The following is a 25915-nucleotide window of genomic DNA, read 5'->3' as shown; positions in this document are numbered from 1 at the left end:
CTCGTAGTGATGAGCGATCTATTGAACCGAGATACTCGACGCGCGGCCGCACGCAGTTCCCGTGTGAGCACCGGGCCTACGCCCGATCAGTCACGAACGCTCGCTGCAGTGGCCTTCAAAACCTCCGGGTTGGTGGTGGTCATCGCCACGACGCTGGTCCTGATCACCCTTGTCTCGGTCAACAGTGATCTCACCGGAACCCTCGGTGCCATCGCCGGTTCCTGGTTCGCGGTGCACCTGGTGCCGCTGAGTATCGGTGGCACGTCGATGGGCGTCGCCCCGATGCTTCCCACCCTCGTCGTCGCCTGGTCCGTCGCACGCACGGTTCACCACGCGGTGGACGAGACCACCGACCGTCGCATGGTCAGGTGGGTGTTCGCCGCGTCGATGGCCGGACCCCTCGCCGTCACGGCCATCGCTCTGGCCGTCGCCAAGGATGCGTCGACGGTTATCGGATTGTCGAGCCCCAACGCACTCGTTGCTTTCTCGTGGGTGGCCGGAGTACACGCAGCGGCTTCGGGCACCGGCTTGGTCCTGGCTCGCTGGGACACTCTGGTGATCGATCGACACCTGCCCGACTGGGTACGCGCACTCGTCGCACCACTCGTGCGGTCCGTTGCGGTGCTGACGGCAGGCGGCTCCGCCATCGTGCTGCTGGCTCTGCTCGCCTCCTGGGACACCGCCGGTTCGCTGCTCGACAACGGACGCACCCTCGTCGGCATGCTGGGACTGACCGTGCTGTCGGTGCTGTACCTGCCGAACATCGTCCTCGGTGCCCTCGCCGTCGCGACGGGGTCCTCGGCGAGCTTCGGAGACGCAACGGTCAGCCTGTTCTCGACGACGGGCGGGCCGCTCCCGCCGCTTCCGATCCTCGCCGTCCTCCCCGAAGGATCCGCGCAGACGATCTGGATCGTCATGCTCGTCGTTCCCATCGCAGCCGGGCTACTCCTGGGACGCGACTGCGCGATCCGAAGCGTGGACGTCCAGGTCGCGGTCTCCTCGGTGTGGGCCGTCGCTGCAGTCATGGGAGCCCTCGCCGCGGTGTTCGGCTACGCCGCAGGCGGGAACCTGGGCACGTTCGGCACAGTCGAAGTCACCGTGTGGAGCTTCGCACTGCTGACCTTCGCCTGGCTCGGCGTCGTCGGATCCGCCTCGGCGGCCCTCGTCGTGTGGCGTCGAGCAGACCCGGAACCCGACCACGAACCCCACGACCGATCCGGTACCGAGCAGCCCGTGCCGGCGACCGTGCCCGCAGCAGAACTGGCCATTCGAGCGCCTGCGTCGGAGCCGGACGAGGCTGTCGCGGACACCGTCGTCGAGGCCGAGGTCGTCGACGAGAAGCCGGTCGCGACAGTGGAAGCAGACGATCCGATCGCGGCAGACGCCGAATCCGAGGAACCGCTCGAGGCCGAGATCGTCGCTCCGCCCCCGGCCCAGGACGACGCGTCGAGCACTGCGGAGGACGGACCTGCCCGGTAGGGGCGCGGGTCGGAGCGACTAGGCTTTCTGCTGGCTCGAACGATCCCCTCGATACCTCAGGAGTAGTGCGCTGACTGCCTTGCGTGAGACACCCGCGCGGGTCGTCGTCCTCGCGTCGGGGACCGGCTCGCTCCTGCAGTCGCTCGTCGCCGCGACAACTGCCGAGGACTACCCGGCACGCATCGTGGCCGTCGGAGTCGATCGAGAGTGCGCGGCCGCTCGTCATGCCGACGATGCCGCGATCCCACATTTTCGTATCGGCTTGCGAGACTTCGTCGATCGGTCGGCCTGGGATGCGGCGCTCACCGACGCTGCACTGGGGTTCGAGCCCGATCTGATCGTCACCGCAGGGTTCATGAAGATCCTCGGCCCTCGATTTCTCGACGCGTTCGCCGGCCGGATAGTCAACACGCACCCCGCGCTGTTGCCGTCGTTCCCGGGTGCGCACGCCGTTCGCGACGCGCTGGACCACGGCGTCAAACTGACCGGTTCGACGGTGCATCTGGTCGATTCCGGCGTCGACACCGGGCCGATCCTGGCTCAGGAAGCCGTGCCCGTTCTCGACGGCGACGACGAAGCGGCATTGCACGAACGCATCAAGACTGTGGAACGACGGTTGCTGGTCGACGTGATCGCAGCGGTCGCAGCCAAAGGTGTCACCTCCGATGGACGAAAGGCTCAGATAATCCGATGAGTGAACGTAAAGCGGTGCGCCGCGCACTGGTCAGTGTCTACGACAAGACCGGACTGATCGAACTTGCGACCGGTTTGCACGCCGCGGGCGTCGCTCTGGTGTCCACCGGATCGACGGCGAGCAAGATCGCCGACGCCGGAATCCCGGTCACCAAGGTCGAGGACCTCACCGGATTCCCCGAAACCCTCGAGGGCCGCGTCAAGACGCTGCATCCTCGCGTCCATGCCGGGGTCCTTGCCGACACCCGCAAGCCCGAGCACCTGGCTCAGCTGGATGAGCTGGGCATCGAGGCGTTCGAGCTCGTCGTGGTCAACCTGTACCCGTTCACCGAGACCGTCGCCAGTGGTGCGACACCCGACGAATGTGTCGAGCAGATCGATATCGGTGGCCCCTCGATGGTGCGCGCCGCAGCCAAGAATCACCCGTCGGTCGCGGTTGTCGTCGACCCGAGCCGGTACGACGACGTACTCTCCGCTGTCTCCGGTGGCGGATTCACGCTCGCCGAGCGCACATCTCTTGCCGCGCAGGCATTTCAGCACACCGCGGCGTACGACGTCGCAGTGGCGTCGTGGATGTCGAGCGTCCTGACCCCCGACACCGAGACGGTATTTCCCGAGTGGATTGGCGGCACCTGGGACCGCTCCGCAGTACTTCGGTACGGCGAGAACCCGCACCAGAAGGCCGCCCTGTACGTCGACTCCTCCGCTGCTGCCGGCATCGCGCAGGCTAAGCAGCTGCACGGAAAAGAGATGTCGTACAACAACTTCACCGATTCGGATGCGGCCTGGCGGGCAGCGTTCGATCACTCGGAGCCCACCGTCGCGATCATCAAGCACGCCAACCCGTGCGGAATCGCCGTCGGCACCGACATCGCCGAGGCGCACCGAAAGGCGCATGCGTGCGATCCGGTGAGCGCCTACGGCGGCGTCATCGCGGCCAACCGTGAGGTCACCGTCGAGATGGCCGAGCAAGTCGCCGAGATCTTCACCGAGGTCATCATCGCGCCCTCCTACGCCGACGGTGCACTGGGAGTGCTGCAGCGCAAGAAGAACATTCGAGTTCTGCTCGCAGAAGCGCCGCCCACCGCGGGTGTCGAACTCAAGCCGATCTCCGGCGGGGCACTGCTGCAGCAGCGCGACGTCATCGACGCCGACGGCGACGATCCGGCCAACTGGACCCTGGCCGCCGGCGAACCCGCCGACGAGCAGACCCTCAAGGATCTCGAATTCGCTTGGCGCGCAGGACGAGCCGTCAAGTCCAACGCAATTCTGCTCGCTCACGACGGCGCGTCGGTCGGCGTCGGAATGGGCCAGGTCAACCGCGTCGACGCCGCCCACCTCGCTGTCCAGCGTGCCGGGGATCGCGTCGTCGGTTCGGTCGCGTCCTCCGATGCCTTCTTCCCGTTCCCTGACGGCTTGCAGGTCCTCATGACCGCGGGTGTCAAAGCCGTTGTGCAGCCCGGTGGTTCGGTCCGCGACAACGAAGTGATCGCGGCAGCCCAGGATGCGGGCGTGACGCTGTATCTGACGGGTTCGCGGCACTTCGCCCACTAGCTGCTCCGTCGAGATCGCAGTTGTGCAGCCTTTTACACCATTTCCGCTCGCATAATTGCGATCTCGACGATCTGTGGATGAACGAAACCATAATCCACAGATTGGCCTGCCGGCCGTTTCGAGGAGCTCGACCCTGCCAGGGTTGAGCGATGGGGATCGAGTCAGGACCGTTTCGTGGGTCGGTTGCAGTGCAGTCGGGAGCACTGAGTCGTCATCGACTGAGCCGCGACTATGTACGAGTGTTCCGTGACACGTATGTGCCCGCGGGAACCACCATGGATGCGCGGACCCTGGCTGTGGCGGCATCTGTGTGCGTCGGCAACAGCGCAATTGTCGCGGGTACTTCGGCGGCCGCCATACATGGCGCGCGATGGGTCGACGCCTCGGTGCCGCCCACTGTGCTTGCGCCGAAAAAATCACATCGAATACCAGGGCTGATCCTCCGGCGCGACTCGATCGAGCCCGCCGATGTGCTCGTTGTCGGCGGGGTGGCGGTGACCAACCCCGTACGAACCGCGTTCGATATCGGGCGATGGGTTTCGCCACCGCAGTCCGTGATCTTCCTCGATTCACTCATGGCCGCGACCGGCCTCGAGCGGGATGCGGTGAGTGCATTCGCGTCAGTGCGTCCGAGGTGTCGGGGTATCCGGGTGCTGCTCGACGCCCTCGGTCGTGTGGATGGAGGCGCGGAATCGCCGCAGGAGACGCGCACACGCCTGTTGCTGATCGATGCTGGACTCCCGAAACCCACCACCCAGATCGACATTCGAGATGCGCGTGGTCGATTTGTCGCGCGGATCGACATGGGGTGGGAGAGGTGGCGTGTCGGGGTGGAATACGAGGGCGTGCAGCACAGGCTCGACGAGCGTCAGCGAACTCGAGACATCGAAAGGTACGAGGACTTGCAGCAGTGCGATTGGCATATCGTTCGAGTCAATTCCGAACAACTCCGCCGTCGTCCCGACGAAGTCGTCCGTCGAGTTCGGGCCAAGCTTCGTAAGGCAGGAGCACCGGTCTAGCGAGATCGCAGTTGTGCAGGGGAATTGTCCAGTTTGGGTGGCATAAGTGCGAACTCGACGGAACCACAACGGACCACTAGATGGCAGCAATCGTCAAACGCTCGTAGCGTGGAGAAGTGACCTCCACCAAACCTGGCATCTCCACTCTCGGCGAACTCAAGGCATCCGGACATCGGCAGCGGTCGATCAAGGAAGAGCTCCGCGAAAATCTTTTGACGGCGTTGCGTGACGGCGAAGATCCGTGGCCGGGGATCGTCGGCTTCGGGTCGACGGTGCTGCCGCAATTCGAGCGCGCAATTCTGGCCGGTCATGACGTCGTTCTGTTGGGTGAGCGTGGGCAGGGCAAGACGCGTCTGCTGCGTACCCTCAACCTGCTGCTCGACGAGTGGGTGCCGGTGATCGCCGGTGCCGAACTGGGCGAGCATCCGTACGAGCCCATCACCCCTGAGAGCATTCGTAGAGCGAAGGAACTGGGCGACGACCTGCCCATCGAGTGGCGGCACCGCAGCGAGCGGTACGCCGAGAAGCTTGCGACCCCGGATACTTCGGTCGCTGACCTCGTCGGCGATGTCGATCCGGTGAAGGTCGCCGAGGGCCGCAGCTTGGGCGACCCGGAGACCATTCACTTCGGTCTCGTTCCTCGGAGTCACCGTGGCATCGTGGCCATCAACGAACTTCCCGACCTCGCTGAGCGCATTCAGGTGTCGCTGCTCAACGTCATGGAGGAGCGCGACATTCAGGTCCGCGGCTACACCCTGCGGCTCCCGCTCGACGTCATGTTGGTGGCCAGTGCCAACCCCGAGGACTACACCAATCGCGGACGCATCATCACCCCGCTCAAGGACCGCTTCGGTGCCGAGATCAGGACGCACTACCCGCTCGAGCTGGACGACGAGGTAGCCGTCATCGATCAGGAAGCAGACCTGCAGGCCGAGGTCCCGGCATACCTGCTCGAGGTGCTCGCTCGATTCACTCGACTGCTGCGCGAATCGCCGTCGGTCGACCAGCGCTCCGGCGTCTCGGCACGATTCGCGATCGCCGCTGCCGAAACGATCGCTGCCGCAGCGGTTCACCGCGCCGCGATACTCGGCGAAGCGGACGCCGTGGCGCGGCCGGTGGACCTGGGCACGATCATCGAGGTGCTGCGCGGCAAGGTCGAGTTCGAGTCGGGCGAAGAAGGCCGCGAAATCGAGGTCCTCGAACACATGCTGCGACGCGCGACGGCCGATACCGTCCGGGCACACCTGGGCGGCCTGAACCTCGCGGCGTTGGTGACGGCCGTGGAAACCGGCGAACCGATCGTCACCGGCGATCGCATCACCGCAAAGGCTCTGCTCGACGAGCTGCCCGACGTGGCCGTGATCGGCGACATCACCGAGCGGTTGAAGGCGACCTCGGACGGCGAGAAAGCAGCCGCCGTCGAACTGGCACTCGAAGGTCTCTACCTCGCGCGGCGAATCTCGAAGGATCCCGACGACGACGGCCAGACGGTGTACAGCTGATGCGTCGCTCCAGGTACGGGCGCTATCACGAGGGCCCGGATCCACTGGCTCCTCCCGTCGATCTGCGGGAGGCGTTGGATGCGATCGGCGAGGACGTCCTCGAGGGGGCGTCGCCTCGCCGGGCGTTGCAGGAGATGCTGCGGCGCGGAACGAAGAACATGCGCGGGCTCGACGACCTCGCGGCCCAGGCTGCCAAGCGTCGCCGAGATCTGTTGAAGCAGAACAACCTCGACGGCACGCTGCAGGAAGTGCGTGAGCTGCTGGACAAGGCGGTGCTCGAGGAGCGTAAGGCGTTGGCGCGTGCCCTTGACGACGATGCGAGGTTCCAGGAGATGCAGATCGGCGATCTGTCTCCGTCCACCGCCCAAGCGGTGCAGGAGCTCTCGGATTACGACTGGCGTTCGTCGGAGGGGCGCGAGAACTACGAGAAGATCAAGGATCTGCTCGGCCGCGAGATGCTCGATCAGCGATTCGCCGGCATGAAGCAGGCTCTCGAAGGTGCCACCGAGCAGGATCGTCAGGCCATCAGCGAGATGCTGAAGGACCTCAACGAACTGCTCGACGCCCACAACAAGGGCGAGAACACCGACGAGCAGTTCGACGAGTTCATGAACAAGCACGGTCAGCATTTTCCGGAGAATCCGAAGAATGTCGACGAGCTACTCGATTCACTCGCCCAGCGGGCTGCCGCCGCGCAGCGACTACGCAACTCTCTGACTCCCGAGCAGCGAGCCGAGTTGGATGCGTTGGCGCAGCAGGCCTTCGGTGATTCGAACCTGCTGGATCAGCTCGATCAACTGGATCAGAATCTGCAGCAGGCCCGGCCCGGTGAGGATTGGGACGGTTCGCAGAACTTCCGCGGCGAGAACGGAATGGGCCTCGGTGACGGTACCGGGGCACTGCAGGACATTGCCGATCTCGAGAATCTGGGCAATCAGCTCTCGCAGCAGTACAACGGGGCGGCGCTGGACGATATCGACGCCGATGCCCTGCTGAAACAACTCGGACCGGAGGCTGCGGCCGATGCCCGGATGCTCTCCGAGCTCGAAAAGGCACTGCAGCAGCAAGGTTTCATGGACAAGGGTGCCGACGGTCAGTGGCGTCTGTCGCCGAAGGCAATGCGTCAGCTGGGGCAGTCGGCGCTGAAGGATGTCGCGGGAAAGCTGTCTCGACGCGGCGGCGAGCGAGATACTCGCAAGGCCGGCGCAATGGGTGAGCCGACGGGAGCGTCGCGCACCTGGGAATTCGGCGACACCGAACCGTGGGACGTGACGCGCACGGTCAACAACGCCGTCTTGCGTACGGCTGCACAGGGATCGGGCTTTCCGGTGCAGCTGCAGGTGACGGATGTGGAGATCAGCGAGACCGAGACTCGAACGCAGGCTGCGGTGGCGTTGCTGGTCGACACGTCGTTCTCGATGGTGATGGACGGCCGCTGGGTGCCGATGAAGCGCACCGCATTGGCTCTCAATCACCTGGTGAGTACTCGTTTTCGCGGGGACGACCTACAACTCATCGGATTCGGCAGGCACGCACAGACATTGACGGCCTCGGAGCTCGCCGGCCTGGACGGTGCCTACGATCAGGGCACCAATCTGCATCACGCGTTGATGCTCGCAGTGCGGCATCTGCGTCGGCATCCCAATGCGCAGCCGGTGGTCTTGATCGTCACCGACGGTGAGCCGACGGCTCATCTGGAGCCGGACGGCCATGCATATTTCGATTACCCGCCGTCGTCGAAGACGTTGGGGTTGACGGTGCGTGAGCTCGATACCGTCGCGAAACTCGGTGCGCAGGTGACGATTTTCCGTCTCGGCGACGATCCCGGTCTGGCCCGGGTGGTCGACAAGATGGCCGAACGGGTCGGCGGCAGGGTCATCGCGCCGGATCTGGACGGATTGGGTGCTGCAGTGGTGAGCGACTACCTCAAGCGTCGACGGTCGTAGTCACTTCTCTGCTGCCTTGATGTCCACCGAGACTCCGCCCCAGAAGGCGAGTCCGGTGATGACCACTCGGGGCGCACCGGGGTGCGTGGCGCTGACGTGCTCGAATCCGCCCATGATCCCGGTGCCGCGGACCTCGACGCCGATGCCGGGCGGCACGGTGATCTCGATGCCGCCCATGATCGCGACGCAGTTGATGGTGGTTTCCTGGGCCGAGAACGTCGCTCGGCGTAGGTCGAGTTCCACTCCGCCCCAGAAGGCGAGGGCGTCGATGCGTGCGGCGACGGTCCATTCGCCTTTGCGAACCGAGCCGCTCATGATCGCGATGGCCCGATCGGTCTGGGGCGCACCGGTCTGCGTTGTCTGCGGAGGTGGGGTGAGGGCCAGATCGTCGGTCAACAGGTCCAAGTCGCCGTAGGTCTTCGCTCGGTACGCCGCGGCCGTCCGCTCGTCGTACTCGGTGACGGTCAGTTGACCGTTGGCGAACGCGTCGCTCAGCAGCTGCGCCACGAGGTTGCGATCGGCATCGGCAGCGCGCACCGTACTTCGATTTCGGTCGGGTCGTTGGTCGCTCACCGGTCGGACATTACCGGCGACCGGGTCAGGCCGCATTCAGGATTGCGCGATGACCCAGCGGCGACGCCAGCGTGATCTGCATGGTGGCGTAGACGGCAACCATGATGCAGGACTTGTCCTCGGCGTCCGGTCTGGTCCCGGTACGCAGTTCGATCGTGACGGCCGTATCGGTCTCGGTCACCGTCGCGTCGGCTCCATAGCACTCGGGCGTGCCGGTGACGAAGTGCACCGCGATGGTGTTGGGGGAGACCTGGCTCCACGACTCGAACGGAGTGGTCGTCGCGCGGATCAGATCAGGGGTCGACTCGAACATCGTGCCGACGTCGCCGACGGGAACCTCGTGGGGGACGGGCGGCGCGCTGGGTTGCTGGACGAACCCGATGGGGGTGGTGGAGTTCGTTGTCGGCGTCGTCTCGTCGTCGTCACCGGCGGCGGTGCTGCAGCCGGCCAAGAGCAGGCACAGCATGACACCTGCAGCGAGAAACCTCATGAACCCAAAGTAGCGCTGGGAGCTGAGGAGAACCTTTGTGTTCGTCTCATGCCAGCAGCACCGTGACGAGTGCGATGACGGGAATCGAGACCAGGGTCGTGACGAATGCCGTGTCGCGGGCCAGAACGACCCCTCGCTGGTAGCGGCTCGCGAAGACGAAGACGTTCTGCGCTGTGGGCAGTGCCGAGACGACGACGATGGCGAACAGGTCGTGCCCGTCGAGGCCGAAGACGAATCGGGCCATCAGATACCCGAGCAGGGGCTGCAGCGCCATCTTGAACAGGGTCGCCAGAGCCACGTCTCGTCGCGGGCTGATGCCCTTCTGCAGCACCCGCGCGCCGTACAGCGACAGTCCGAACGCGAGCAGTGCACCCGGAACGGACAGGTTGCCGACGAGTTGGAACGGCTGCATGAGCGCCTCGGGGAGCTCGAATCCGGTGATCGACAGTACGAGACCCGCTGCCCCGGCCAGCACGATCGGGTTTCGGAACGGCGTCGTGACCGTCTTGAACAGAGGGACCTCGTCGATTTTGGTGGAGATGTCGAGGACGGTCACCGCGATCGGCGTGTAGATCATGATCTGGAACAGCAGCAGGGGTGCGACGAAGTTGGCGTCGCCCAGAACGAACACGGCGATCGGGATACCGAGGTTCGCGGCATTGACGTAGGAGCTCGCGAGTGCGCCGACGGTCGCGTCGGGCACGGCGCGTTTCAGCGCGAGCTTCGCGATGAAGAAGTAGATGGCCCCGACGAGCAGTGCGGTGGAACCGGCGACGGCAAGAACGGGGGACAGGATGACCGACAGGTCCGACTTGGCCAACGTGACGAACAGCAGCGACGGCGTCGCCACGAAGAAGACCAGTCGGCTCAGAACGAATTGGCCGTGTTCGCCGAGGATTTTCAGATGGGCGAGCAGGTAGCCCAGTGCGATGACGACGAAGATGACGGTGAAGCCTTCGAGAACGCCGGACATCGTAGAACTGCTCGTTTCTTGCTGGGAACGACAGAAAGGCCACGTAGCCCAGGGCTACGTGGCCTTTCTCGAAAGCTGATTCAGCGGCTGGTGAACGGCAGCAATGCCATTTCACGAGCGTTCTTCACTGCGACAGCGACCTGGCGCTGCTGCTGCGGGGTGAGCCCGGTGACCCGGCGGCTACGGATCTTGCCGCGGTCGGAAATGAACTGACGAAGAAGGTTGATGTCCTTGTAGTCCACCGTGGTGACCTTGGCGGCGTTCAACGGGTTCTTCTTCGGTCGACGACCCGCCTCTGCGCGGACCTTCTTCGACGGTGCTCTCTTGACTGCCATCTCTACCTTTTCCCTTACCAGCTCGACTTGTGGACGCCTGGCAGCTCCCCGCGGTGAGCCATCTCGCGCATCTTCACGCGGGACAGCCCGAATTTCCGTAGGTAACCGCGCGGACGTCCATCCGCAGCGTCACGATTGCGCAATCGTACCGGACTCGAATCGCGTGGCAGACGCTGCAGTGCCGCCTGGGCCTGTGCGCGCTCGGAATCGCTGCTCGAGGGCTTGCGAATGATCTCTTTGAGCTCAGTGCGACGCGTTGCCCAGCGAGCGACGACGACCTTGCGTTGCTCGTTCTTCGCGATCTTCGATTTCTTGGCCACCGGTCAGCGCTCCTCTCGGAAATCGACGTGCTTGCGGACGACCGGGTCGTACTTCTTCATCACGAGTCGGTCGGGATCGTTGCGACGGTTCTTGCGGGTGACGTAGGTGTAGCCGGTGCCGGCGGTCGACTTGAGTTTGACGATGGGGCGGACGTCGGTGCTCTTGCCCATCAGACCTTCTCCCCACGTGCGCGGATCTTGGCCACCACGGCGTCGATGCCGTCGCGGTCGATGGTCTTGATGCCCTTGGCCGAGAGCGTGAGGGTGACGCGGCGTCCGAGGCTGGGGGCGTAGTAGGTCTTGCGCTGGATGTTGGGATCCCACCTGCGGCTGGTGCGCACGTGGGAGTGCGAGACCGACTTTCCGAAGCTGGGGGTGCGGCCGGTGACTTGGCAGTGCGCTGACATGAGCACTCCTTTCTTGCCGTTATGACAATCGTTTTCGACAAAGCGTTCAAGCGAATGTAGCGTGCATCCTCAGAGAATGACAATCGTTGTCGAGAAGAAAGGCGCTCGTGAACACATCACCGGACGATCGAACCCCGATGGTCCTCGTCTCCGGCTGGACCGGAGCCATGGACGCTGTCGTGACATCGCTGCTCGCGCCGGGAACTGTCGCAGTCCGCCACGACCTGAGCCGCGTCACTGAGGGCGTCGTACGCCGAACGTTGTTCGTCCTGGGTGAGAACCCGCGCGAGACGATCTTGGAACTGGCGCACGGCTGTGTCTCCTGCACGCTGCGCGAGGACCTGCTGCCGCTGCTACGTGCACTGTCGAGTCGCAGCAGTGTCGATCGCATCGTGCTCGTTCTGGACCCCGCGCTCGAGCCCGAGGCGTTGTGCTGGGCGGTGGACAACGTCATCGTCGCCGACGTGGTGGGGCAGATCGACGGACCGGCCTCGAGGGACGTACGTATCGAGGCCGTGATCGGCTGCCTCGACGCCGCAACCTGGTTGGCCGACGCCACCGGCGACGACACCTTGGCAGACCGAGGCATCGTCGCGAGTGGGGATGACGATCGAACCGTCGCGCAGTTGGTAGTAGGCCAGGTGGACTACTCCGACGCGCTCGTCGTCACCGCAGGTCCCGATGTCGACGCGTGGGAGCGCGCCAGGCTCGCGGCTGTCCTCGTTCGGTTGGCGCCGAACGCACCCGTCGTCTGGGTTTCTCAGGACTCGATGGTCGACGGCCCAGCAGTTCTCGCGTCCGTTCCCTTCGATGCCCGGCGCGGTGAGATCACCGACGCTCACTCGCCGCTGTTGCGGGGCCAGCCGCCCTTGTCCGTCGACTGCGGAGTCGCACTTGTGGAGTTCACTGCAACTCGGCCGTTCCATCCCGAACGACTGCACGAGGCCATCGATGTGTTGCTCGACGGCGTCGTCACCGCTCGCGGACGGGCATGGGTCGCTACGCAACCCGACGAAGCGCTGTGGATCGAATCGGCCGGCGGCGGTCTACGGGTGGCGAGCGCCGGAAAGTGGCTTGCGGCAATGACTCCGGTGGAACAGGATCGCGTCGACACCACCAGGCGAGCGATGGCTGCGCTGCGGTGGGACGAGCACTTCGGTGATCGAGACACGTCGTTGGTGATTTTGGTACATCAGGCCGACCCCACCGAGATCGACCGAACTCTGCAGTGGGCGTTGGTGTCCGACGACGAGATGACCGATCCCGCTCAGTGGGCCACGTGGACCGACCCGTTCGGCCAGTGGCACGAAGACCCCTGCGAGAGCAGCGAATCCCCGTACGCAGACCAGTCACGAGAGGCAACAGAATGAAGCCAGGCATCCACCCCGATTACCACCCGGTGGTGTTCCAGGACTCGAGCACCGGGAACAAGTTCCTCACTCGATCCACCGTCACGTCCGCCCGCGAGACCGAGTGGGAAGACGGCAACACCTACCCCCTGATCGTCGTCGACGTCTCGTCCGAATCGCATCCCTTCTGGACCGGGGCGACACGCGTCATGGACACCCAGGGACGCGTCGAGAAGTTCGAGAAGCGCTACGGCCGTCGAAGCCGAAAGGAGGCGTGAGACATGGCTGTTCCGAAGAGAAAGATGTCGCGTTCCAACACGCGTAGCCGACGGGCACAGTGGAAAGCCGTCGCCCCGGATCTGGTGACGGTGCGTTTTCAGGGTCGAGAGTTCCGAGTGCCGCGCAGGTTGGTCAAAGCGGTTCAGGCCGGCGTCTACGACCCGAGCTGACCCCCGCTCGTGCGCGTTGTGCGCCCTTCCAGGTACGCACAACGCGCACGAGGGCGGAGCCCGGTACGTTTGCTCGATGGACGGAACGGAACCTTCGTCGAAGGACGTCAAGCGATGGCGGCAGTACCTCGCCGACGAGCGGGCCGAGGCTGCCGTCTATCGCGACCTGGCGGGTAGGCGCAGCGGTGAGGAACGCGACATTCTGCTCGAGTTGGCCGACGCGGAAGGTCGCCACGAACAGCATTGGCGCAATCTGCTCGGCGATCGCGTCGGGATGCCGCTCAAAGGTGACATCCGTACCCGGATCCTCGGCGTGCTGGCGCGCCGCTTCGGATCGGTGTTCGTGCTCGCCCTCGCGCAACGCGCCGAGACCCGCTCGCCCTACGCGACCGACGCCGACGCAACGGACGCAATGACGGCCGACGAGCAAATTCACGCCGAGGTGATCCGGGCACTGGCTGCCCGTGGCCGAAATCGACTCTCGGGAACCTTCCGGGCCGCGGTGTTCGGTGCCAACGACGGATTGGTCAGCAACCTCGCCCTGGTGCTCGGCATCAGCGGATCCGGAGTGTCCAACCAGATCGTGTTGGTCACCGGACTCGCCGGCCTGCTTGCCGGTGCGCTGTCGATGGGAGCAGGCGAATACGTCTCGGTGCGCTCACAACGCGAACTGCTCGAGGCATCGTCGCCCGACAGCGCAGCGAATGAGGCCGTTCAACACCTCGACGTCGACGCCAACGAACTCGCACTCGTCTACCGCGCTCGCGGAATGACCCACGAGGAAGCCGACGCGAAAGCCGCGGACATCATCCGACTGCTCCCCGCCGTCGAAGAACCGGCCACTGACATCGACGAGCACGAATCCATCGGAACCGGACTCGGTGCCGCCGCAGCGAGCTTCTGCTTCTTCGCCTCGGGTGCGGTCATCCCGGTGTTGCCGTACCTGTTCGGTCTCGAAGGCTATGTGGCCCTTGCCGTTGCAGCAGTGCTCGTCGGACTGGCGCTGATCTGTACGGGCCTGATCGTCGGACTGCTCAGCGGCGGCCCGCCCGTCAAACGTGCACTGCGCCAACTCGCCATCGGATACGGCGCGGCCGGGGCGACGTATCTACTGGGACTCGTATTCGGTGGAAGAGTGTAGGTTCCGCTTCTTGGGCCGGAATGCACAATAGCGACGCACATCGACGGGATCCCGTCCGAGCGGCGTACTTCCGTGCATTCTGTCCCGTCTCTCGTCTTCGCCGGTCGAATCAATTCGTTCGCGTCGGCGACTTTTCGTTCGATAGGGTCATTGCCATGCGTGCTACTGCTCGGCCTTGTGCGGCTCTCTACTCGAGAGCCAGTCTGGGCATTGTGCTGCGCGCATATTCATCTGAGCTGTGTGCTGCTCTCACCGGCAAACAGCGACCCATCGAATAGCTCTCTCTCGACGAGGGGGCAGAAAGGAACATCATGCCCCCGAACAAGGTGGGCTTACGGCTGCTCAACTGGGCGTCACAGCTCGAGGACAAGACGCTCGAGCAGGCTCGCGAAACAGCATCGATGCCGTTCGTGCATCCGCACGTCGCGCTGATGCCCGACGCGCACAGCGGCATGGGTAGTGCTGTAGGAACAGTCATTCCGACGTTGGGTGCCGTGATTCCGGCTGCCGTCGGTGTCGACATCGGTTGCGGAATGATCGGTGTCCGAACGGAATTCACCCTCGATGACCTCGACGGACGGAACCTGAAGGATTTGCGACTCGCCATCGAGGCCAGCATCCCCCTCTCGCCCGGCAACTACAACGTCGGTGTCGATCGATGGCAGTTCACTGCGCCAAAGCTGCTCGAACTCGATGAGTTGGCGGCCAGGGACGGTGTAGAGCTGAACCACTCACCGCAGTGGCGGGAGCAGCTCGGTTCGTTAGGCGGCGGCAATCACTTTGCCGAGTTGTGCCTCGACGAGACCGATCGGGTGTGGCTGTTTCTGCACAGTGGGTCGAGGGGCGTGGGGAACAAGATCGCGAAGAAGCACATCGCGATTGCGCAGCGTCTGTGTGCGCAGTGGTGGATCTCGTTGCCCAACAAGGACTTGGCGTACCTCCCCGAGAGCTCTCGTGAATTCGGGCAGTACATCAGAGATCTGAGGTGGGCGCAGCGGTTCGCGTACCTGAACCGGGCAGAGATGATGGACCGGTTCGGCGCGGTGTTCGCCGAATGGATGGGAACGGATGACCATCGCGAGGTCGAGCGGATCAATTGCCATCACAATTACACGGTGAAGGAAACGCACTTCGGCAAGGACGTGTGGCTCACCCGTAAGGGTGCAGTGGACGCACACGAGGGTGTGAAGGCGATCATTCCCGGATCAATGGGAACGCGCTCGTACGTGGTGGTCGGAAAGGGTTCCAAGGCCGGCCTGTGCTCGGCTCCTCACGGTGCCGGTCGGCAGTTCTCTCGGACCGAGGCCAGGAAGCGGTTCACCCACGAGAACCTGCAGGAGCGGATGAAGGGGATCGAGTTCCGGGACAGTGCCGACTTCATCGACGAAATTCCCGATGCCTACAAGTCCATCGATGTCGTGATGGAGGACGCGCGCGACCTGGTGAGCGTCGAGCACGAGCTACGCCAGATTCTCAACGTCAAGGGGACCTGAGGGTGCAGGGCCTGAACCTGCTGAACGACGAAGGACGCGCACCGAGATCACTCTCGGTGCGCGTCCTTCGTCGTTCAGGGGAGGAGAAGACTCACTCCTCTTCGGGGCACGAGAAGGTGATGGTCACGTTGCTGCGGTCGATGGGCGCGAAGTACACCGAGCGCAGGGCCGTCGCTGTGCGATCTGCGTCGTCGCACCCGTTGATGGGTCCATCGCGCTTGATCAGCATCAGGTTGCCGCTGTCCTTGATGATTGCTCGCGCGGCGGAGATCGACTTGCCCTCGATCTTGTCCTTGAAATCGGGCACGTCGGCGGCCTGCGCCAGCGGGGCGAATCCGACCGCACAGGCAATGGACAGTGCAGCTACGGTCAACGACTTCTTCAGCATGACATCTCCTCGGTTTTCAACTGTTGGCTCCCGTTGACTGGCTGCAGCCACGGGGGCGCGTGCAATCACCGGAGGTGTATAACTCACGTCGAACTTCAGCCAACGGGCGCTGACCTCAAGTTTCGTGATCAGAGTAACAGCGGATCCCGCGGGCGGCGGGGCAGTTGGCCTCGAACTGGACGTGTTCGTGGCCGCGAACGTCTGTTTCGGTTGGACGAGCACACCGACATGCGTTCGATTGCTTGTGTTTCGCCCAAACTTTTTCCGTGGTCGGCCCCGATACCCGCACCACCGCTCGATGGCCGGCGCGGGGCTTTCCTCCCCGACGGGATTGTCCACGTTCGTCCCGTTGTGCCTCGGTGTTCTCCACTTGTTCACCTGAAGTGCTCCGTTCCGTTCAGCGCCCGAGGGGCCTTCACGGTCACCATCGATTCATGACGCTCAATCCCGCAGGCGAGACCGTCGCGACCGGAATTCCGGGGACGCTCGCCGAGAACATGACGATGGCCGAGCAGCACGACTGGCATCGGTCGTTCCTGCGGCGACACCCGGTGAGTCGACGCAACTTTCTGGTGGGTGCCGCGGCGACGGCAGCCGCGGTGGGCGTCGGTAATTCGGCGTTCACGCGCACCGCCTATGCGCAGGACGCGCCGCTGGCGGTGGCCGGTCGACACATGGGCTTCGGCAACGACCCGGCGACGCAGTTGCGATTCTCCGCTCAGCTTTCCCGTAATCCCGGCATCACCGGTGTCTTTCTCGATCACGGCCCGACGCCTGCACTGGGAGCGACGACCTCCGCCGAGGTGCGCAACCTCGTCAGCCAAGTCCCGCAGACCGATGGCGGCATTCTGTCGGCCGAGCAGTACTACGTGCACGTGCCCGTCGACGATCTGACGCCCAAGCTGCCGCACTATTACCGATGGCGTACCGCAGACGGTTTCGTCAGCGACATTCGCAGTGCATCGCCGGCGCTGCCGACCGGACGCATCGCTCCGTTCCGCTTCACCATGATGGGGGACCAGGGCGTCGACGAAACCCCCTCGCAGCCAGCGGGTCTGGTGGCCGGTGACTACGACGACCTGTACTACAAGGCCGACAACGAACCGTCGGTCAAGCACGCGCGCAACATCAATCGCCAGATCGAGGCGTCGCGTCCGGACTTCCACATCCTTGCCGGCGATATCGCCTACGCGGATCCGTCGGGTGCCGGTCTGCCACCGCAGTTCGCCGGCCACGGCAAGACGCCGCCGAAGGGGTTCGACAAGTTCAATCCCTTCGTCTGGGATGGCTACTTTCAGGCGATCGAGGGAAGCGCGTCGACGGCACCGTGGTTGTTCGCCACCGGCAATCACGACATGGAGGCGCTGTACAGCCCCAACGGATACGGTGGCCACGCGGCACGTCTCGATCAGCCCAGTACTGGCCCGAAGGGGTGCCCGTCGGCGTATTCGTTCGTGTACGGCAACACTGCGGTGCTCTCGCTCGACGCCAACGACGTCAGTTACGAGATCAAGGCCAACACCGGCTACAGCGGCGGAGCCCAGAACACCTGGGTGGAGCAGACTCTCGCCAAGTATCGGGCAGACCCGAACATCGACTTCATCGTCTGCTTCTTTCATCACTGCGCCTACTCGACCACGTCGACGCACGCGAGCGACGGCGGCGTACGTGACGCGTGGGTATCGCTGTTCGACAAGTACGAGGTCGACGTGGTGCTCCAGGCGCACAACCACGTGTTCGAGCGCACCGATCCGATTCGCGCCAACCGTGCGACACGGGTCGCCGGCGACAACGCCACGGTTCGCGGAAAGACCGACGGCACCGTGTATTACACCGTCGGCGGGGGTGGTCGTCCGCGGTACACGTTCCAGGACGGCGAGGGCGTCAGCTACCGGGGCCACGAGTTGCCGGACACGGCTGTTCCGAACAGCTATGTCTGGGCACCCGACGGCAGCAAGTCGGCGGAGTCGATCACCTGGTCGCGCGTGAGATTCCTGAACTACTCGTTCGTCAGAGTCGATGTGGTGCCGGGTATTCCGGGTATCAAGGCCAGCACGATGTCCATCGGAGCGATCGACGAATACGGCAACGAATTCGATCGCCTCACCTTCGAGCGCGACATCCCGGTGGGCCCGATATTCGGTTCCTCCTGAGTGCCCATGTGAGTGGAACTTCGACCCCTGCTACGAACTTCCACTCACGTGCGGCGCAGCCGCTCTACAGCCACTTCTGACGTTTGAACACCACATAGAGCGCGCTGGAGCAGATCACCATGGCGACCAGCGCCAGTGGATAACCCAAGTGCCACTTCAGTTCCGGCATGTCCTCGAAGTTCATGCCGTAGATCGCGGCGATGAGCGACGGCGCGAACAGGATTGCACCCCAGGACGAGATTCGTTTGACCTGTTCGTTCTGCTCGAGGCTGACCTGCGTCATGTTCCGCATCTCTTCGTTCTGCTGCTGCGCCACCATGGTGGAGTGCACCGTCATCGCGTTCTGCAGGTTGGATCGGAACGATTCGATGCGGTCGGAGATGCGAATTGCGTGGTCCAACACGTCACGAAGGTTTCGCTGCAGTTCGACATCGACGTGATACTTGTCGGACCCGCGCTTGAGGGATTCGATCATCTCCACCAGAGGCTTTGCCGCACGGTCGAATTCGGATACCTCACGCAGCAGTGAGTAGATACGCCGCGATACGCTGGGATCACCCGTGAACAGCTGATCCTCGATTTCGTCGATGTCGGTCTGCAGTCCCTTCACCACCGGGACGTACTCGTCGACCACTTGGTCGAGGATTCCATACAGGATGGCTTCGGGCCCGAGCGCGAGCAACTCGGGCAATTCCTCCAGCCGGTGGCGGACGAGGCCGAGTTCGGGTGATTCGGCATGACGGATCGTGACGACGAAATCGGCTCCGAGAAAGATGTGCAATTCACCGAATTCGACCTTTTCGGTCTCGTCGATGTATCGGGCGGGCCGCAGCACGACGAACAGTTGCTCGGCGTAGCGTTCGAGCTTCGGTCGCTGATGCGCCGCGATGGCATCCTCGACGGCAAGTCGGTGGAGTCCGAATTCCGTAGCCACCGCGTTGATTTCGCTGATCTCGGGACGGTAGAGGCCGATCCACGCCATGCCGTGGCGGTCACGCATGCACTCGAACGTGATGTCGAGACTCTCCGGATTCGCGGTCCGCTTTCCCTCGACGTAGACGGCATTGTCGACGATCGGCACTTCGGGTCACCTCGGTTCGAGAACTTCGAATGTGCCGGACGGCACCCGATCGAGACTATCGCCTGAAACAATGGGGCGATGCAGCAGCAAGTTCATTTCACCACTCTGGCCACTGCGGATCTCGATGCAGCCCGGTCGTTCTACTGCGACGGGCTGGGGTGGACGCCGTTGCTCGACGTTCCTGGCGAAATCCTGTTCTTCCAGATCGGGCCCGGTGCGGTGCTCGGTCTGTACGACGCCACCGCGTTCGACGGAGATCTGGGACGGCCGCCGCGCGAGCACGACCTCGGCTCGGTCACGTTGGCGCACAACGTCGACGACGCAGCAGCCGTCGACGCGATGTTCGCCGCCACTCTCGCGGCGGGCGCGACATCGATCAAGACACCTCAGCGAACATCGTTCGGTGGCTATCACGCCCACATCGCCGACCCCAACGGAGTCATCTGGGAAATCTGCCACAACCCCGGTTGGAGCATCGACGACGACGGGACGGTCCGGCTGTCTTAGCCGGCACCGACTATCAGTAGGAGGGCGGCGTTCTCGCTGACCTTGTTGCCGGCCTGAAAGTTGGTTCCGACAACCGTCGCGTCGGGACGGTCGTAGTCGGAGCTGACGTCGGAGAAGCCTGCATCCGACAATGCCTGCACCGCGTCCGATTCGGTCATTCCGGCCACTGCGGGCAGCGTCGCGCGGTCGGGTGCTGCGTCGGCGATAGCGCCGCCGCCGAGGGTCAGTGCCCCAGCCACCGCGAGGGTGGCGATCGTCTTCTTGAATCCGATACCCATGTCTTCGTCCTTACTCGTCGGCGCTCTCTGACAACGCAACCGTGCTCCCGGAGGCTGTGACAGCGTTTCGATGTTGCTGTGAAGCAGCTGTCAGTCGCATGACATGCTCGTTCGGTGCTTCTCGACCTCCTCGGATACATCGGTATCGCTGTCTTCGCGGCGTCGGGTGCACTGGTCGGGGTATATCGACGACTCGACCTGTTCGGGGTTTGCGTCGTCGGAATCACGACGGGCATCGGGGGCGGCATCGTTCGCGATCTGCTGCTCGGTATCCATCCGCCGACGTCGCTGGACACCTGGCCGAACGTCACCGTCGGGTTCTTCGCCTCGCTCGTGGTGTTCGTCGCGCATCGGCAGATGGGCAAGGTGCGCCGAGGCGTGCTCGTGCTCGACGCATTTGGGATGGGCCTGTTCGCCTCGACCGGCGCGACGATCGCCCTGAGTGTCGGCGGTAGCTCCCTGTCCGGAGCGCTGATCGGGACGACGACGGCCGTAGCCGGTGGCGTGATCCGGGACGTCCTCGTCAACGACGTGCCCCTGCTGCTGCACCGCGACCTGTATGCCCTACCTGCGCTGCTCGGCGCGACGGCCGTTGTGGTGGCCGAGGCGCTCACCCTGCCGGAGAACGTCGGGTTGGTCGCGGGGACGGTACTGGCGACCGGCCTGCGATTGCTGGCTCTGTGGCGTAAATGGAATCTGCCGCAGGCTCGGAACCTACCCACGCTGTGAGCTCCGACTGCCGGAGCGCGTACCGACCGACCACCCCTCTCAGCCGTGTCTCAGTCGACCAGGACAAACTGTACCGATGCGGATACTGGTGGTCGACGACGATCGAGCGGTGCGCGAATCGCTGCGCAGGTCGCTCACGTTCAACGGGTACACCGTGGACCTGGCGGTCGACGGCCTCGATGCCCTGGAACAGGTAGCTGCGGCGCGTCCCGATGCGTTGGTGCTCGATGTGATGATGCCGCGTCTCGACGGCCTCGAGGTGTGTCGGCGATTGCGCAGCGTGGGCGACGACCTGCCGATCCTGGTGCTGACGGCACGTGATTCGGTGTCCGAGCGCGTAGCCGGTCTCGACGCCGGCGCCGACGACTACCTGCCCAAGCCGTTCGCGCTCGAGGAGCTCCTGGCTCGGCTGCGGGCATTGTTGCGGCGCACAGCGATGGAAGCCGGCATCGACTCGGAGACCATGACGTTCGCGGACCTGTCGTTGGACCCGGTCACCCGTGAGGTCTCGCGCGGCGAGCGTTCGATCAGCCTCACCAGGACCGAGTTCTCGTTGCTCGAGATGCTCATGACCAATCCGCGCCGAGTGCTCACCAGAAGTCGCATTCTCGAAGAGGTGTGGGGCTACGACTTCCCGACTTCCGGCAACGCGCTCGAGGTGTACGTCGGGTATCTGCGGCGCAAGACCGAGGCCGAAGGGGAGTCGCGGCTGATCCATACCGTTCGCGGTGTCGGATACGTCCTGCGCGAGACGCCCCCGTGATAGGCAGTTCGTTCGGGCGCAAGACGCCCGACGGTGTTCCACCTCCGCCGGCACCGATGCGGCCACCGACGCCGTTGACGAGATCGGTGTCGTTACGGTGGCGGGTGACGCTGTTGGCTGCGTCCGTCGTGGCGATCGCGGTGGCCGTCATGGCCATCGCTGCCTACACCGTGGTCTCGCGCGCGCTGTACGGCGACGTGGACACGCAGTTGCGTTCTCGCGCATCGGCATTGGCTGAATCGGACCTGGTGTCCTACGACCCACGGTTCGTGGCCGGTGCCACGTTGTACAGCACCGACGTCAGTGTGGCGTTGATCTACCCCGACATGACCAGCTACAACCCGCCCGGACCCAAGGTGCCCGTCGGCGATTCGGAACTTGCTGTGGTGCGCGGAGAGCAGGCTTCGTCGCTGCGCACACTCGACGATCAGCGAGTGCTCGCACTGCGTACCAAGGACGGCAGCACTCTGATCGTGGCGCAGCGACTGCTGCCCACCGGAGAAGTGCTGGATCGTTTGGCGTGGGTTCTGCTGATCGTCGGTGCGTGCGGTGTCGTGCTGGCGGCGGGTGCCGGCATGGCCGTGGCGCGCACCGGTTTACGGCCTATCGCACGATTGACTGCGGCCGCAGAGCGAGTGGCGCGTACCGACGATCTGACGCCGATTCCGGTGACGGGCGACGACGAATTAGCCCGGTTGACCGAGAGTTTCAACACGATGCTCCGCGCGCTGGCCGAATCTCGGGGCAGGCAGAGCAGATTGGTCGCCGACGCCGGGCACGAACTTCGGACGCCGTTGACGTCGCTGCGCACCAACATGGAACTGTTGATCGCGGCCGGGCGTCCGGGCGCACCGTCCATTCCCGACGAGGACATGGCCGAGCTGCGAACCGACGTGGTGGCGCAAATCCAGGAATTGTCCACGCTGGTGGGTGATCTGGTGGACCTTGCACGCGAGGATGCACCCGAGACGGTGTTCGAGCGGGTCGACCTGGCCGATGCCGTCGAGCGCAGCCTCGAACGAGCTCGCAGGCGTCGCAACGAGATCGACTTCGATGCCACGCTCATGCCGTGGTTCGTCTACGGAGATCAGGCGGGCCTGTCGAGGGCAGTGCTCAATGTGCTCGACAACGCGGCCAAGTGGAGCCCCAGCGGCGGAGAAGTGCGAATTGCCATGCGGCAGATCGGTGAAGGCCTGCTCGAGCTGACAGTGGACGATGCGGGCCCCGGCATTCCGGAGGAAGACCGCGAACTCGTCTTCGAGCGTTTCTATCGCTCGACGGCATCGCGTTCGATGCCCGGATCCGGTCTGGGACTTGCCATCGTGCGACAGGTGGTCGTCAAACACGGCGGCACGATTGCCGTCGAGGTGTCCGAGCGGGGTGGAGCGCTCATTCGAATCGTGTTGCCCGGTGAGGGTGCCGCGGACCACGAGACACTCTCGGCAAACTGATAGGCGAGTCTCAGCGCGCTCTCAGTACCGCCCTGCACAGTGAGTAGCAAGAAGGCGGGCGACCTCGAAGCCGAGGTCTCTATCGAAGGAAGCAACAGCGATGAGCGACGACCGTAACGAACCAGAACAGCCCGGACGGGATGCCGGTGCACAGCATCATCCCGCGGACCGGGCTTCACACGGCGGCGAGCACGATCCCTCGACTCAGCACCAGCCCACCCAGCAGCAGCCGGCTCAGCAGCCCAGCCAGCAGAATCCCACGCAGCAGTTCCCACCCCAGCAGGCGCATCCCCAGCAGAGCTACCCCCAGCAGTACGCGGGCTACGGGCAGAATCAGTACCAGCCCGGCTACGGCCCCTACGGTCAGCACGGCGACTCGCAGGCCGGTCAGCACAACCCCGGTCAGCACAACCCCGGTCAGCACAACCCGGGCCAGCATGCGCAGCCCCAACAGGTTGCGCCGCAACCGCATTCGACGTCCGGCACCGTCAAGTCCCGACCGGGTCGTTCCGCTCTGGTGGCCGGAGCGATTGCCCTTGTCCTCGTGGGCGGCGGAATCGGCGGCGCGGTCGGTGCCATCGCGACCAACAACGCCAACGGCAACAACGCCGGTGTCACCAATTCGCTGAATTCACCGATCACCGCCGCTCAGCCGGCCGCCAATTTCCCTGACGGTTCCGTTCAGGCCGTCGCGAACAAGGTGCTGCCGAGTGTCGTGCAGATTCAGGTGAAGGGCTCGCAGCAGGAAGGTGAGGGCTCCGGCGTCATCCTCAGCAGCGACGGACTGATCCTGACGAACAACCACGTCGCCACCGGCGCCGGTGCCAACGGCAAGCTCTCCGTGGCCTTCGCGGATGGATCCGTGGCCGACGCCACCATCGTCGGTGCCGACTCCGTCTCGGACATGGCCGTCATCAAGGCCGAAGGAAAGACGAATCTGACGCCGATCGAGTTGGGCAGTTCGTCCAACCTCGAGGTCGGCCAGCAGGTCGTCGCCATCGGTTCGCCTCTGGGCCTGGCCGGTACCGTGACCACCGGCATCGTTTCCTCGCTCAACCGCCCGGTATCGACGTCCGGTGAGTCCGGCAACCAGAACTCGGTGATCGACGCCATTCAGACCGACGCTGCCATCAACCCCGGTAACTCCGGCGGCGCTCTGGTCAACACCGATGGCCAGTTGATCGGCATCAACACCGCCATCGCCACGCTCGGCGGCAGTGAGGGCTCCGGCGCGCAGAGCGGATCGATCGGTCTCGGATTCGCGATCCCGGTCGATCAGGCCAAGCGGATCGCCGACGAGCTGACCACCACCGGCAAGGCCACCCAAGCGATGATCGGTGTGCAGGTGCCGTCCAAGGACGATGCCAACGGCGCAACCGTCGTCGAGGTCACCGAGGGTGGCCCGGCTGCGGCGGCAGGTATTCCGAAGGGCGCGGTCATCACCAAGGTCGACGATCGGATCGTCGCCAGCGGTGACGCGTTGATCGCCGCAGTGCGTTCGCACGCACCCGGCGATTCGGTGAAGATCACCTACACGGACGGTGGCAGCGAGAAGACCGTCGACGTGACGCTGGGCACGGCCGAGCCGGCTGCGGCACCCGCCGCGCAGGTCCCGTCACTGCAGATCCCGTCGTTCCCGGGCGGTCGCTGATGCTCAGGGAAGCCGGTAGGCACGGAACCATTGCAACTATTTACGCACAGCGTGAGCCGGGTACGGGCCTTACTACTACGGTGAGCGGTATGGAACTCGACGCACCTTTGGCCGGCCGCGCGTTGGTCGTCATCGTGGACGACCGCACTGCTCACAGCAACGAGAAGGATTCGACGGGTCCGCTGGTGACCGAACTGTTGACCGAGGCCGGTTTCTTGGTCGACGGTGTGGTGGCAGTGACGGCCGACGAAGTGGACGTGCGGAATGCGCTGAACACTGCGGTGATCGGCGGTGTCGACCTTGTGGTGTCCGTCGGCGGCACGGGTGTCTCGCCTCGCGACGTCACTCCCGACGTGACGGCCGAGGTGCTCGATCGCGAGATACCGGGAATCAGTGAGGCACTGCGCTCTTCCGGCCTGGCAGCCGGATCGTTGGACGCGGGCCTGTCGCGGGGACTGGTCGGAGTATCGGGCAGCACGCTGGTGGTCAACCTTGCGTCGTCCCGTGCGGCCATCCGCGACGGCATGGCGACATTGACGCCACTGGCGAGTCAGGTCATTGCCGAGCTGTCGGGACTGGACGCGTAGTCACTGCGATGAACGACGAGCCGATCGAGAATCGACCGGACGACGAAGCGAGCCGGGCCCGAGCAGAACGGGCCCGGCTCGCTCGTATCTTCGGAGACGTGCTGCCGGAGACCACGGGAGACGACCGGGCCGACGGGCCCGATGGCGACTCTTTGTCGGTCGATTGGTTGAAGCAGCAGCGACCACCCCATTACTTTTAGTGTGATCCACAACACATTTTACTGGCTGGAATGACAGCTCTGTTAGTTAGTCGTTTACCTGTCGTTAGCGACCTACCCGGCGGTAGTGCCGGGCGAAGCCGCCGAAAACGGACACCACAGGCGGGGTGTGGAACGGTCCAATCGTTCAATCCGGACAGGACTCCCGCTGCGTCTTCCCATATCAGGGTCGTTTTACTCCTGATCGGCACCTGTAACGGTTTCCACTTCTCGGGAGATGCTGTGACGCAGGTTATCGCTAACACGGGTGTGAAAGATGTTCACGTCGACGAAACACATCACGAGATGGCAACGTTTGGGCGTCGATCGTAGGGATTGTCACGGTCAGGCATCTCCTCTAATGTTCCCCTCAGCTTCCAAGGGATCAGGGCGTGGGACCAACCGGT

The 25915-nt window shown here is 64.3% G+C and carries 28 protein-coding genes; 18 read left to right on the top strand and 10 right to left on the bottom strand.

What is annotated here, in order from left to right; genetic code table 11:
- Positions 1–9: 9 nt before the first annotated feature.
- The 6 genes from CH268_RS24260 (at position 10) to CH268_RS24235 (ending at position 8193) form a co-directional block, all read left to right on the top strand.
- On the top strand, positions 10–1479 hold the full coding sequence (locus tag CH268_RS24260) for a cell division protein PerM (RefSeq protein ID WP_176458047.1): 1470 nt from the start codon (positions 10–12) through the stop codon (positions 1477–1479).
- Between the two features lie 79 nt (positions 1480–1558).
- Positions 1559–2173 (top strand): phosphoribosylglycinamide formyltransferase, encoded by a 615-nt coding sequence (purN, locus tag CH268_RS24255; RefSeq protein ID WP_094666116.1) that lies wholly within the window; start codon positions 1559–1561, stop codon positions 2171–2173.
- On the top strand, positions 2170–3726 hold the full coding sequence (gene purH, locus CH268_RS24250) for a bifunctional phosphoribosylaminoimidazolecarboxamide formyltransferase/IMP cyclohydrolase (RefSeq protein WP_094666115.1): 1557 nt from the start codon (positions 2170–2172) through the stop codon (positions 3724–3726). Before purN ends, purH begins: the two co-directional genes overlap by 4 nt.
- A gap of 149 nt (positions 3727–3875) precedes the next feature.
- Positions 3876–4745 carry an endonuclease domain-containing protein gene (locus tag CH268_RS24245; RefSeq protein ID WP_094666114.1) on the top strand — a complete coding sequence of 290 codons (870 nt, stop codon included), beginning with the start codon at positions 3876–3878 and terminating at the stop codon, positions 4743–4745.
- A 116-nt stretch (positions 4746–4861) separates the two neighbouring features.
- Positions 4862–6247: a sigma 54-interacting transcriptional regulator gene (locus CH268_RS24240; protein WP_094666113.1), complete on the top strand. Its 1386-nt coding sequence runs from the start codon at positions 4862–4864 to the stop codon at positions 6245–6247.
- Entirely contained in the window at positions 6247–8193 is a 1947-nt protein-coding gene (locus CH268_RS24235; RefSeq protein WP_032371243.1) for a vWA domain-containing protein, read from the top strand. Before CH268_RS24240 ends, CH268_RS24235 begins: the two co-directional genes overlap by 1 nt.
- On the opposite strand, the gene CH268_RS24230 is transcribed toward CH268_RS24235, so the two are convergent.
- The 7 genes from CH268_RS24230 to rpmB all read right to left on the bottom strand — a co-directional run bounded on the left by CH268_RS24230 (position 8194) and on the right by rpmB (position 11291).
- Entirely contained in the window at positions 8194–8766 is a 573-nt protein-coding gene (locus tag CH268_RS24230) for a DUF1707 SHOCT-like domain-containing protein (protein ID WP_094666112.1), read from the bottom strand.
- Between the two features lie 25 nt (positions 8767–8791).
- Entirely contained in the window at positions 8792–9256 is a 465-nt protein-coding gene (locus CH268_RS24225) for a hypothetical protein (protein WP_027496026.1), read from the bottom strand.
- Between the two features lie 46 nt (positions 9257–9302).
- Positions 9303–10229: an AEC family transporter gene (locus CH268_RS24220; RefSeq protein ID WP_094666111.1), complete on the bottom strand. Its 927-nt coding sequence runs from the start codon at positions 10227–10229 to the stop codon at positions 9303–9305.
- 80 nt (positions 10230–10309) lie between these two features.
- Positions 10310–10564, bottom strand: a complete 255-nt coding sequence (gene rpsR, locus CH268_RS24215) for a 30S ribosomal protein S18 (RefSeq protein ID WP_008719028.1) — start codon at positions 10562–10564, stop codon at positions 10310–10312.
- A gap of 14 nt (positions 10565–10578) precedes the next feature.
- Positions 10579–10884 carry a 30S ribosomal protein S14 gene (gene rpsN / locus CH268_RS24210; protein WP_094666110.1) on the bottom strand — a complete coding sequence of 102 codons (306 nt, stop codon included), beginning with the start codon at positions 10882–10884 and terminating at the stop codon, positions 10579–10581.
- A gap of 3 nt (positions 10885–10887) precedes the next feature.
- Positions 10888–11058 (bottom strand): 50S ribosomal protein L33, encoded by a 171-nt coding sequence (rpmG, locus tag CH268_RS24205; protein ID WP_170944568.1) that lies wholly within the window; start codon positions 11056–11058, stop codon positions 10888–10890.
- Complete coding sequence (gene rpmB, locus CH268_RS24200) at positions 11055–11291, bottom strand: 50S ribosomal protein L28 (protein WP_027496030.1); 237 nt, start codon at positions 11289–11291, stop codon at positions 11055–11057. The genes rpmG and rpmB overlap by 4 nt, the downstream gene beginning before the upstream one ends.
- Positions 11292–11428: 137 nt before the next feature.
- Between rpmB and mrf the strand changes: the two genes are divergently transcribed.
- From mrf to CH268_RS24175, 5 genes are all read left to right on the top strand, one after another.
- Positions 11429–12661 (top strand): ribosome hibernation factor-recruiting GTPase MRF, encoded by a 1233-nt coding sequence (mrf, locus tag CH268_RS24195; protein WP_094666109.1) that lies wholly within the window; start codon positions 11429–11431, stop codon positions 12659–12661.
- Positions 12658–12918, top strand: coding sequence for a type B 50S ribosomal protein L31 (locus tag CH268_RS24190; protein ID WP_032365913.1), 261 nt, complete (start codon positions 12658–12660; stop codon positions 12916–12918). Before mrf ends, CH268_RS24190 begins: the two co-directional genes overlap by 4 nt.
- Before the next feature lie 3 nt (positions 12919–12921).
- The gene (gene rpmF / locus CH268_RS24185) at positions 12922–13089 is read left to right on the top strand and encodes a 50S ribosomal protein L32 (protein ID WP_027496033.1); all 168 of its coding nucleotides are present in this window, start codon (positions 12922–12924) and stop codon (positions 13087–13089) included.
- A 76-nt stretch (positions 13090–13165) separates the two neighbouring features.
- A complete protein-coding gene (locus CH268_RS24180; RefSeq protein WP_094666108.1) occupies positions 13166–14230 on the top strand; it encodes a VIT1/CCC1 transporter family protein in 1065 nt (354 codons plus the stop codon).
- Positions 14231–14541: 311 nt separating this feature from the next.
- On the top strand, positions 14542–15723 hold the full coding sequence (locus tag CH268_RS24175; RefSeq protein WP_094666107.1) for an RtcB family protein: 1182 nt from the start codon (positions 14542–14544) through the stop codon (positions 15721–15723).
- Positions 15724–15814: 91 nt separating this feature from the next.
- Here the strand turns inward: CH268_RS24175 and CH268_RS24170 are convergent, their stop codons facing one another.
- Positions 15815–16111, bottom strand: coding sequence for a hypothetical protein (locus CH268_RS24170; protein WP_032381732.1), 297 nt, complete (start codon positions 16109–16111; stop codon positions 15815–15817).
- 434 nt (positions 16112–16545) lie between these two features.
- Between CH268_RS24170 and CH268_RS24165 the strand changes: the two genes are divergently transcribed.
- Positions 16546–18264, top strand: coding sequence for a metallophosphoesterase (locus CH268_RS24165; RefSeq protein ID WP_094666106.1), 1719 nt, complete (start codon positions 16546–16548; stop codon positions 18262–18264).
- Positions 18265–18328: 64 nt separating this feature from the next.
- On the opposite strand, the gene CH268_RS24160 is transcribed toward CH268_RS24165, so the two are convergent.
- The gene (locus CH268_RS24160) at positions 18329–19345 is read right to left on the bottom strand and encodes a magnesium and cobalt transport protein CorA (protein ID WP_032399835.1); all 1017 of its coding nucleotides are present in this window, start codon (positions 19343–19345) and stop codon (positions 18329–18331) included.
- A 78-nt stretch (positions 19346–19423) separates the two neighbouring features.
- On the opposite strand from CH268_RS24160, the gene CH268_RS24155 reads away from it, so the two are divergent.
- A complete protein-coding gene (locus tag CH268_RS24155) occupies positions 19424–19852 on the top strand; it encodes a VOC family protein (RefSeq protein ID WP_094666105.1) in 429 nt (142 codons plus the stop codon).
- On the opposite strand, the gene CH268_RS24150 is transcribed toward CH268_RS24155, so the two are convergent.
- On the bottom strand, positions 19849–20130 hold the full coding sequence (locus tag CH268_RS24150) for a PASTA domain-containing protein (RefSeq protein ID WP_048319439.1): 282 nt from the start codon (positions 20128–20130) through the stop codon (positions 19849–19851). The two genes, CH268_RS24155 and CH268_RS24150, sit on opposite strands and share 4 nt — an antisense overlap.
- A 114-nt stretch (positions 20131–20244) precedes the next feature.
- Here CH268_RS24150 and CH268_RS24145 point away from each other — a divergent pair, with 114 nt between their 5' ends.
- The 5 genes from CH268_RS24145 to CH268_RS24125 all read left to right on the top strand — a co-directional run bounded on the left by CH268_RS24145 (position 20245) and on the right by CH268_RS24125 (position 25311).
- Positions 20245–20859 (top strand): trimeric intracellular cation channel family protein, encoded by a 615-nt coding sequence (locus tag CH268_RS24145; RefSeq protein ID WP_094666104.1) that lies wholly within the window; start codon positions 20245–20247, stop codon positions 20857–20859.
- 76 nt (positions 20860–20935) lie between these two features.
- The gene (locus CH268_RS24140; protein ID WP_027496041.1) at positions 20936–21622 is read left to right on the top strand and encodes a response regulator transcription factor; all 687 of its coding nucleotides are present in this window, start codon (positions 20936–20938) and stop codon (positions 21620–21622) included.
- Positions 21623–21678: 56 nt separating this feature from the next.
- The gene (locus CH268_RS24135) at positions 21679–23073 is read left to right on the top strand and encodes a HAMP domain-containing sensor histidine kinase (RefSeq protein ID WP_094666207.1); all 1395 of its coding nucleotides are present in this window, start codon (positions 21679–21681) and stop codon (positions 23071–23073) included.
- 100 nt (positions 23074–23173) lie between these two features.
- The gene (locus tag CH268_RS24130) at positions 23174–24724 is read left to right on the top strand and encodes a S1C family serine protease (protein ID WP_094666103.1); all 1551 of its coding nucleotides are present in this window, start codon (positions 23174–23176) and stop codon (positions 24722–24724) included.
- An 89-nt stretch (positions 24725–24813) separates the two neighbouring features.
- Positions 24814–25311, top strand: a complete 498-nt coding sequence (locus tag CH268_RS24125) for a MogA/MoaB family molybdenum cofactor biosynthesis protein (protein ID WP_197077495.1) — start codon at positions 24814–24816, stop codon at positions 25309–25311.
- The last annotated feature ends 604 nt before the right edge of the window (positions 25312–25915 follow it).

The organism is Rhodococcus sp. 06-1460-1B (genome assembly GCF_002258475.1).
GTDB classification, from domain to species: domain Bacteria; phylum Actinomycetota; class Actinomycetes; order Mycobacteriales; family Mycobacteriaceae; genus Rhodococcoides; species Rhodococcoides fascians.
The sequence above is the reverse complement of the archived record's forward strand: the minus strand, read 5'-3'. Positions and strand labels throughout refer to the sequence as shown.

Bases quoted from the DNA above. Each gene is read 5' to 3' on its own strand.
- CH268_RS24260 (WP_176458047.1), top strand. From the start codon at position 10: ATGAGCGATCTATTGAACCGAGATACTCGACGCGCGGCCGCACGCAGT.
- purH (WP_094666115.1), top strand. From the start codon at position 2,170: ATGAGTGAACGTAAAGCGGTGCGCCGCGCACTGGTCAGTGTCTACGAC.
- CH268_RS24245 (WP_094666114.1), top strand. From the start codon at position 3,876: ATGGGGATCGAGTCAGGACCGTTTCGTGGGTCGGTTGCAGTGCAGTCG.
- CH268_RS24235 (WP_032371243.1), top strand. From the start codon at position 6,247: ATGCGTCGCTCCAGGTACGGGCGCTATCACGAGGGCCCGGATCCACTG.
- CH268_RS24225 (WP_027496026.1), bottom strand. From the start codon at position 9,256: ATGAGGTTTCTCGCTGCAGGTGTCATGCTGTGCCTGCTCTTGGCCGGC.
- CH268_RS24220 (WP_094666111.1), bottom strand. From the start codon at position 10,229: ATGTCCGGCGTTCTCGAAGGCTTCACCGTCATCTTCGTCGTCATCGCA.
- rpsR (WP_008719028.1), bottom strand. From the start codon at position 10,564: ATGGCAGTCAAGAGAGCACCGTCGAAGAAGGTCCGCGCAGAGGCGGGT.
- rpmB (WP_027496030.1), bottom strand. From the start codon at position 11,291: ATGTCAGCGCACTGCCAAGTCACCGGCCGCACCCCCAGCTTCGGAAAG.
- mrf (WP_094666109.1), top strand. From the start codon at position 11,429: ATGGTCCTCGTCTCCGGCTGGACCGGAGCCATGGACGCTGTCGTGACA.
- CH268_RS24190 (WP_032365913.1), top strand. From the start codon at position 12,658: ATGAAGCCAGGCATCCACCCCGATTACCACCCGGTGGTGTTCCAGGAC.
- rpmF (WP_027496033.1), top strand. From the start codon at position 12,922: ATGGCTGTTCCGAAGAGAAAGATGTCGCGTTCCAACACGCGTAGCCGA.
- CH268_RS24180 (WP_094666108.1), top strand. From the start codon at position 13,166: ATGGACGGAACGGAACCTTCGTCGAAGGACGTCAAGCGATGGCGGCAG.
- CH268_RS24175 (WP_094666107.1), top strand. From the start codon at position 14,542: ATGCCCCCGAACAAGGTGGGCTTACGGCTGCTCAACTGGGCGTCACAG.
- CH268_RS24170 (WP_032381732.1), bottom strand. From the start codon at position 16,111: ATGCTGAAGAAGTCGTTGACCGTAGCTGCACTGTCCATTGCCTGTGCG.
- CH268_RS24165 (WP_094666106.1), top strand. From the start codon at position 16,546: ATGACGCTCAATCCCGCAGGCGAGACCGTCGCGACCGGAATTCCGGGG.
- CH268_RS24155 (WP_094666105.1), top strand. From the start codon at position 19,424: ATGCAGCAGCAAGTTCATTTCACCACTCTGGCCACTGCGGATCTCGAT.
- CH268_RS24150 (WP_048319439.1), bottom strand. From the start codon at position 20,130: ATGGGTATCGGATTCAAGAAGACGATCGCCACCCTCGCGGTGGCTGGG.
- CH268_RS24140 (WP_027496041.1), top strand. From the start codon at position 20,936: ATGCGGATACTGGTGGTCGACGACGATCGAGCGGTGCGCGAATCGCTG.
- CH268_RS24135 (WP_094666207.1), top strand. From the start codon at position 21,679: ATGCGGCCACCGACGCCGTTGACGAGATCGGTGTCGTTACGGTGGCGG.
- CH268_RS24130 (WP_094666103.1), top strand. From the start codon at position 23,174: ATGAGCGACGACCGTAACGAACCAGAACAGCCCGGACGGGATGCCGGT.
- CH268_RS24125 (WP_197077495.1), top strand. From the start codon at position 24,814: ATGGAACTCGACGCACCTTTGGCCGGCCGCGCGTTGGTCGTCATCGTG.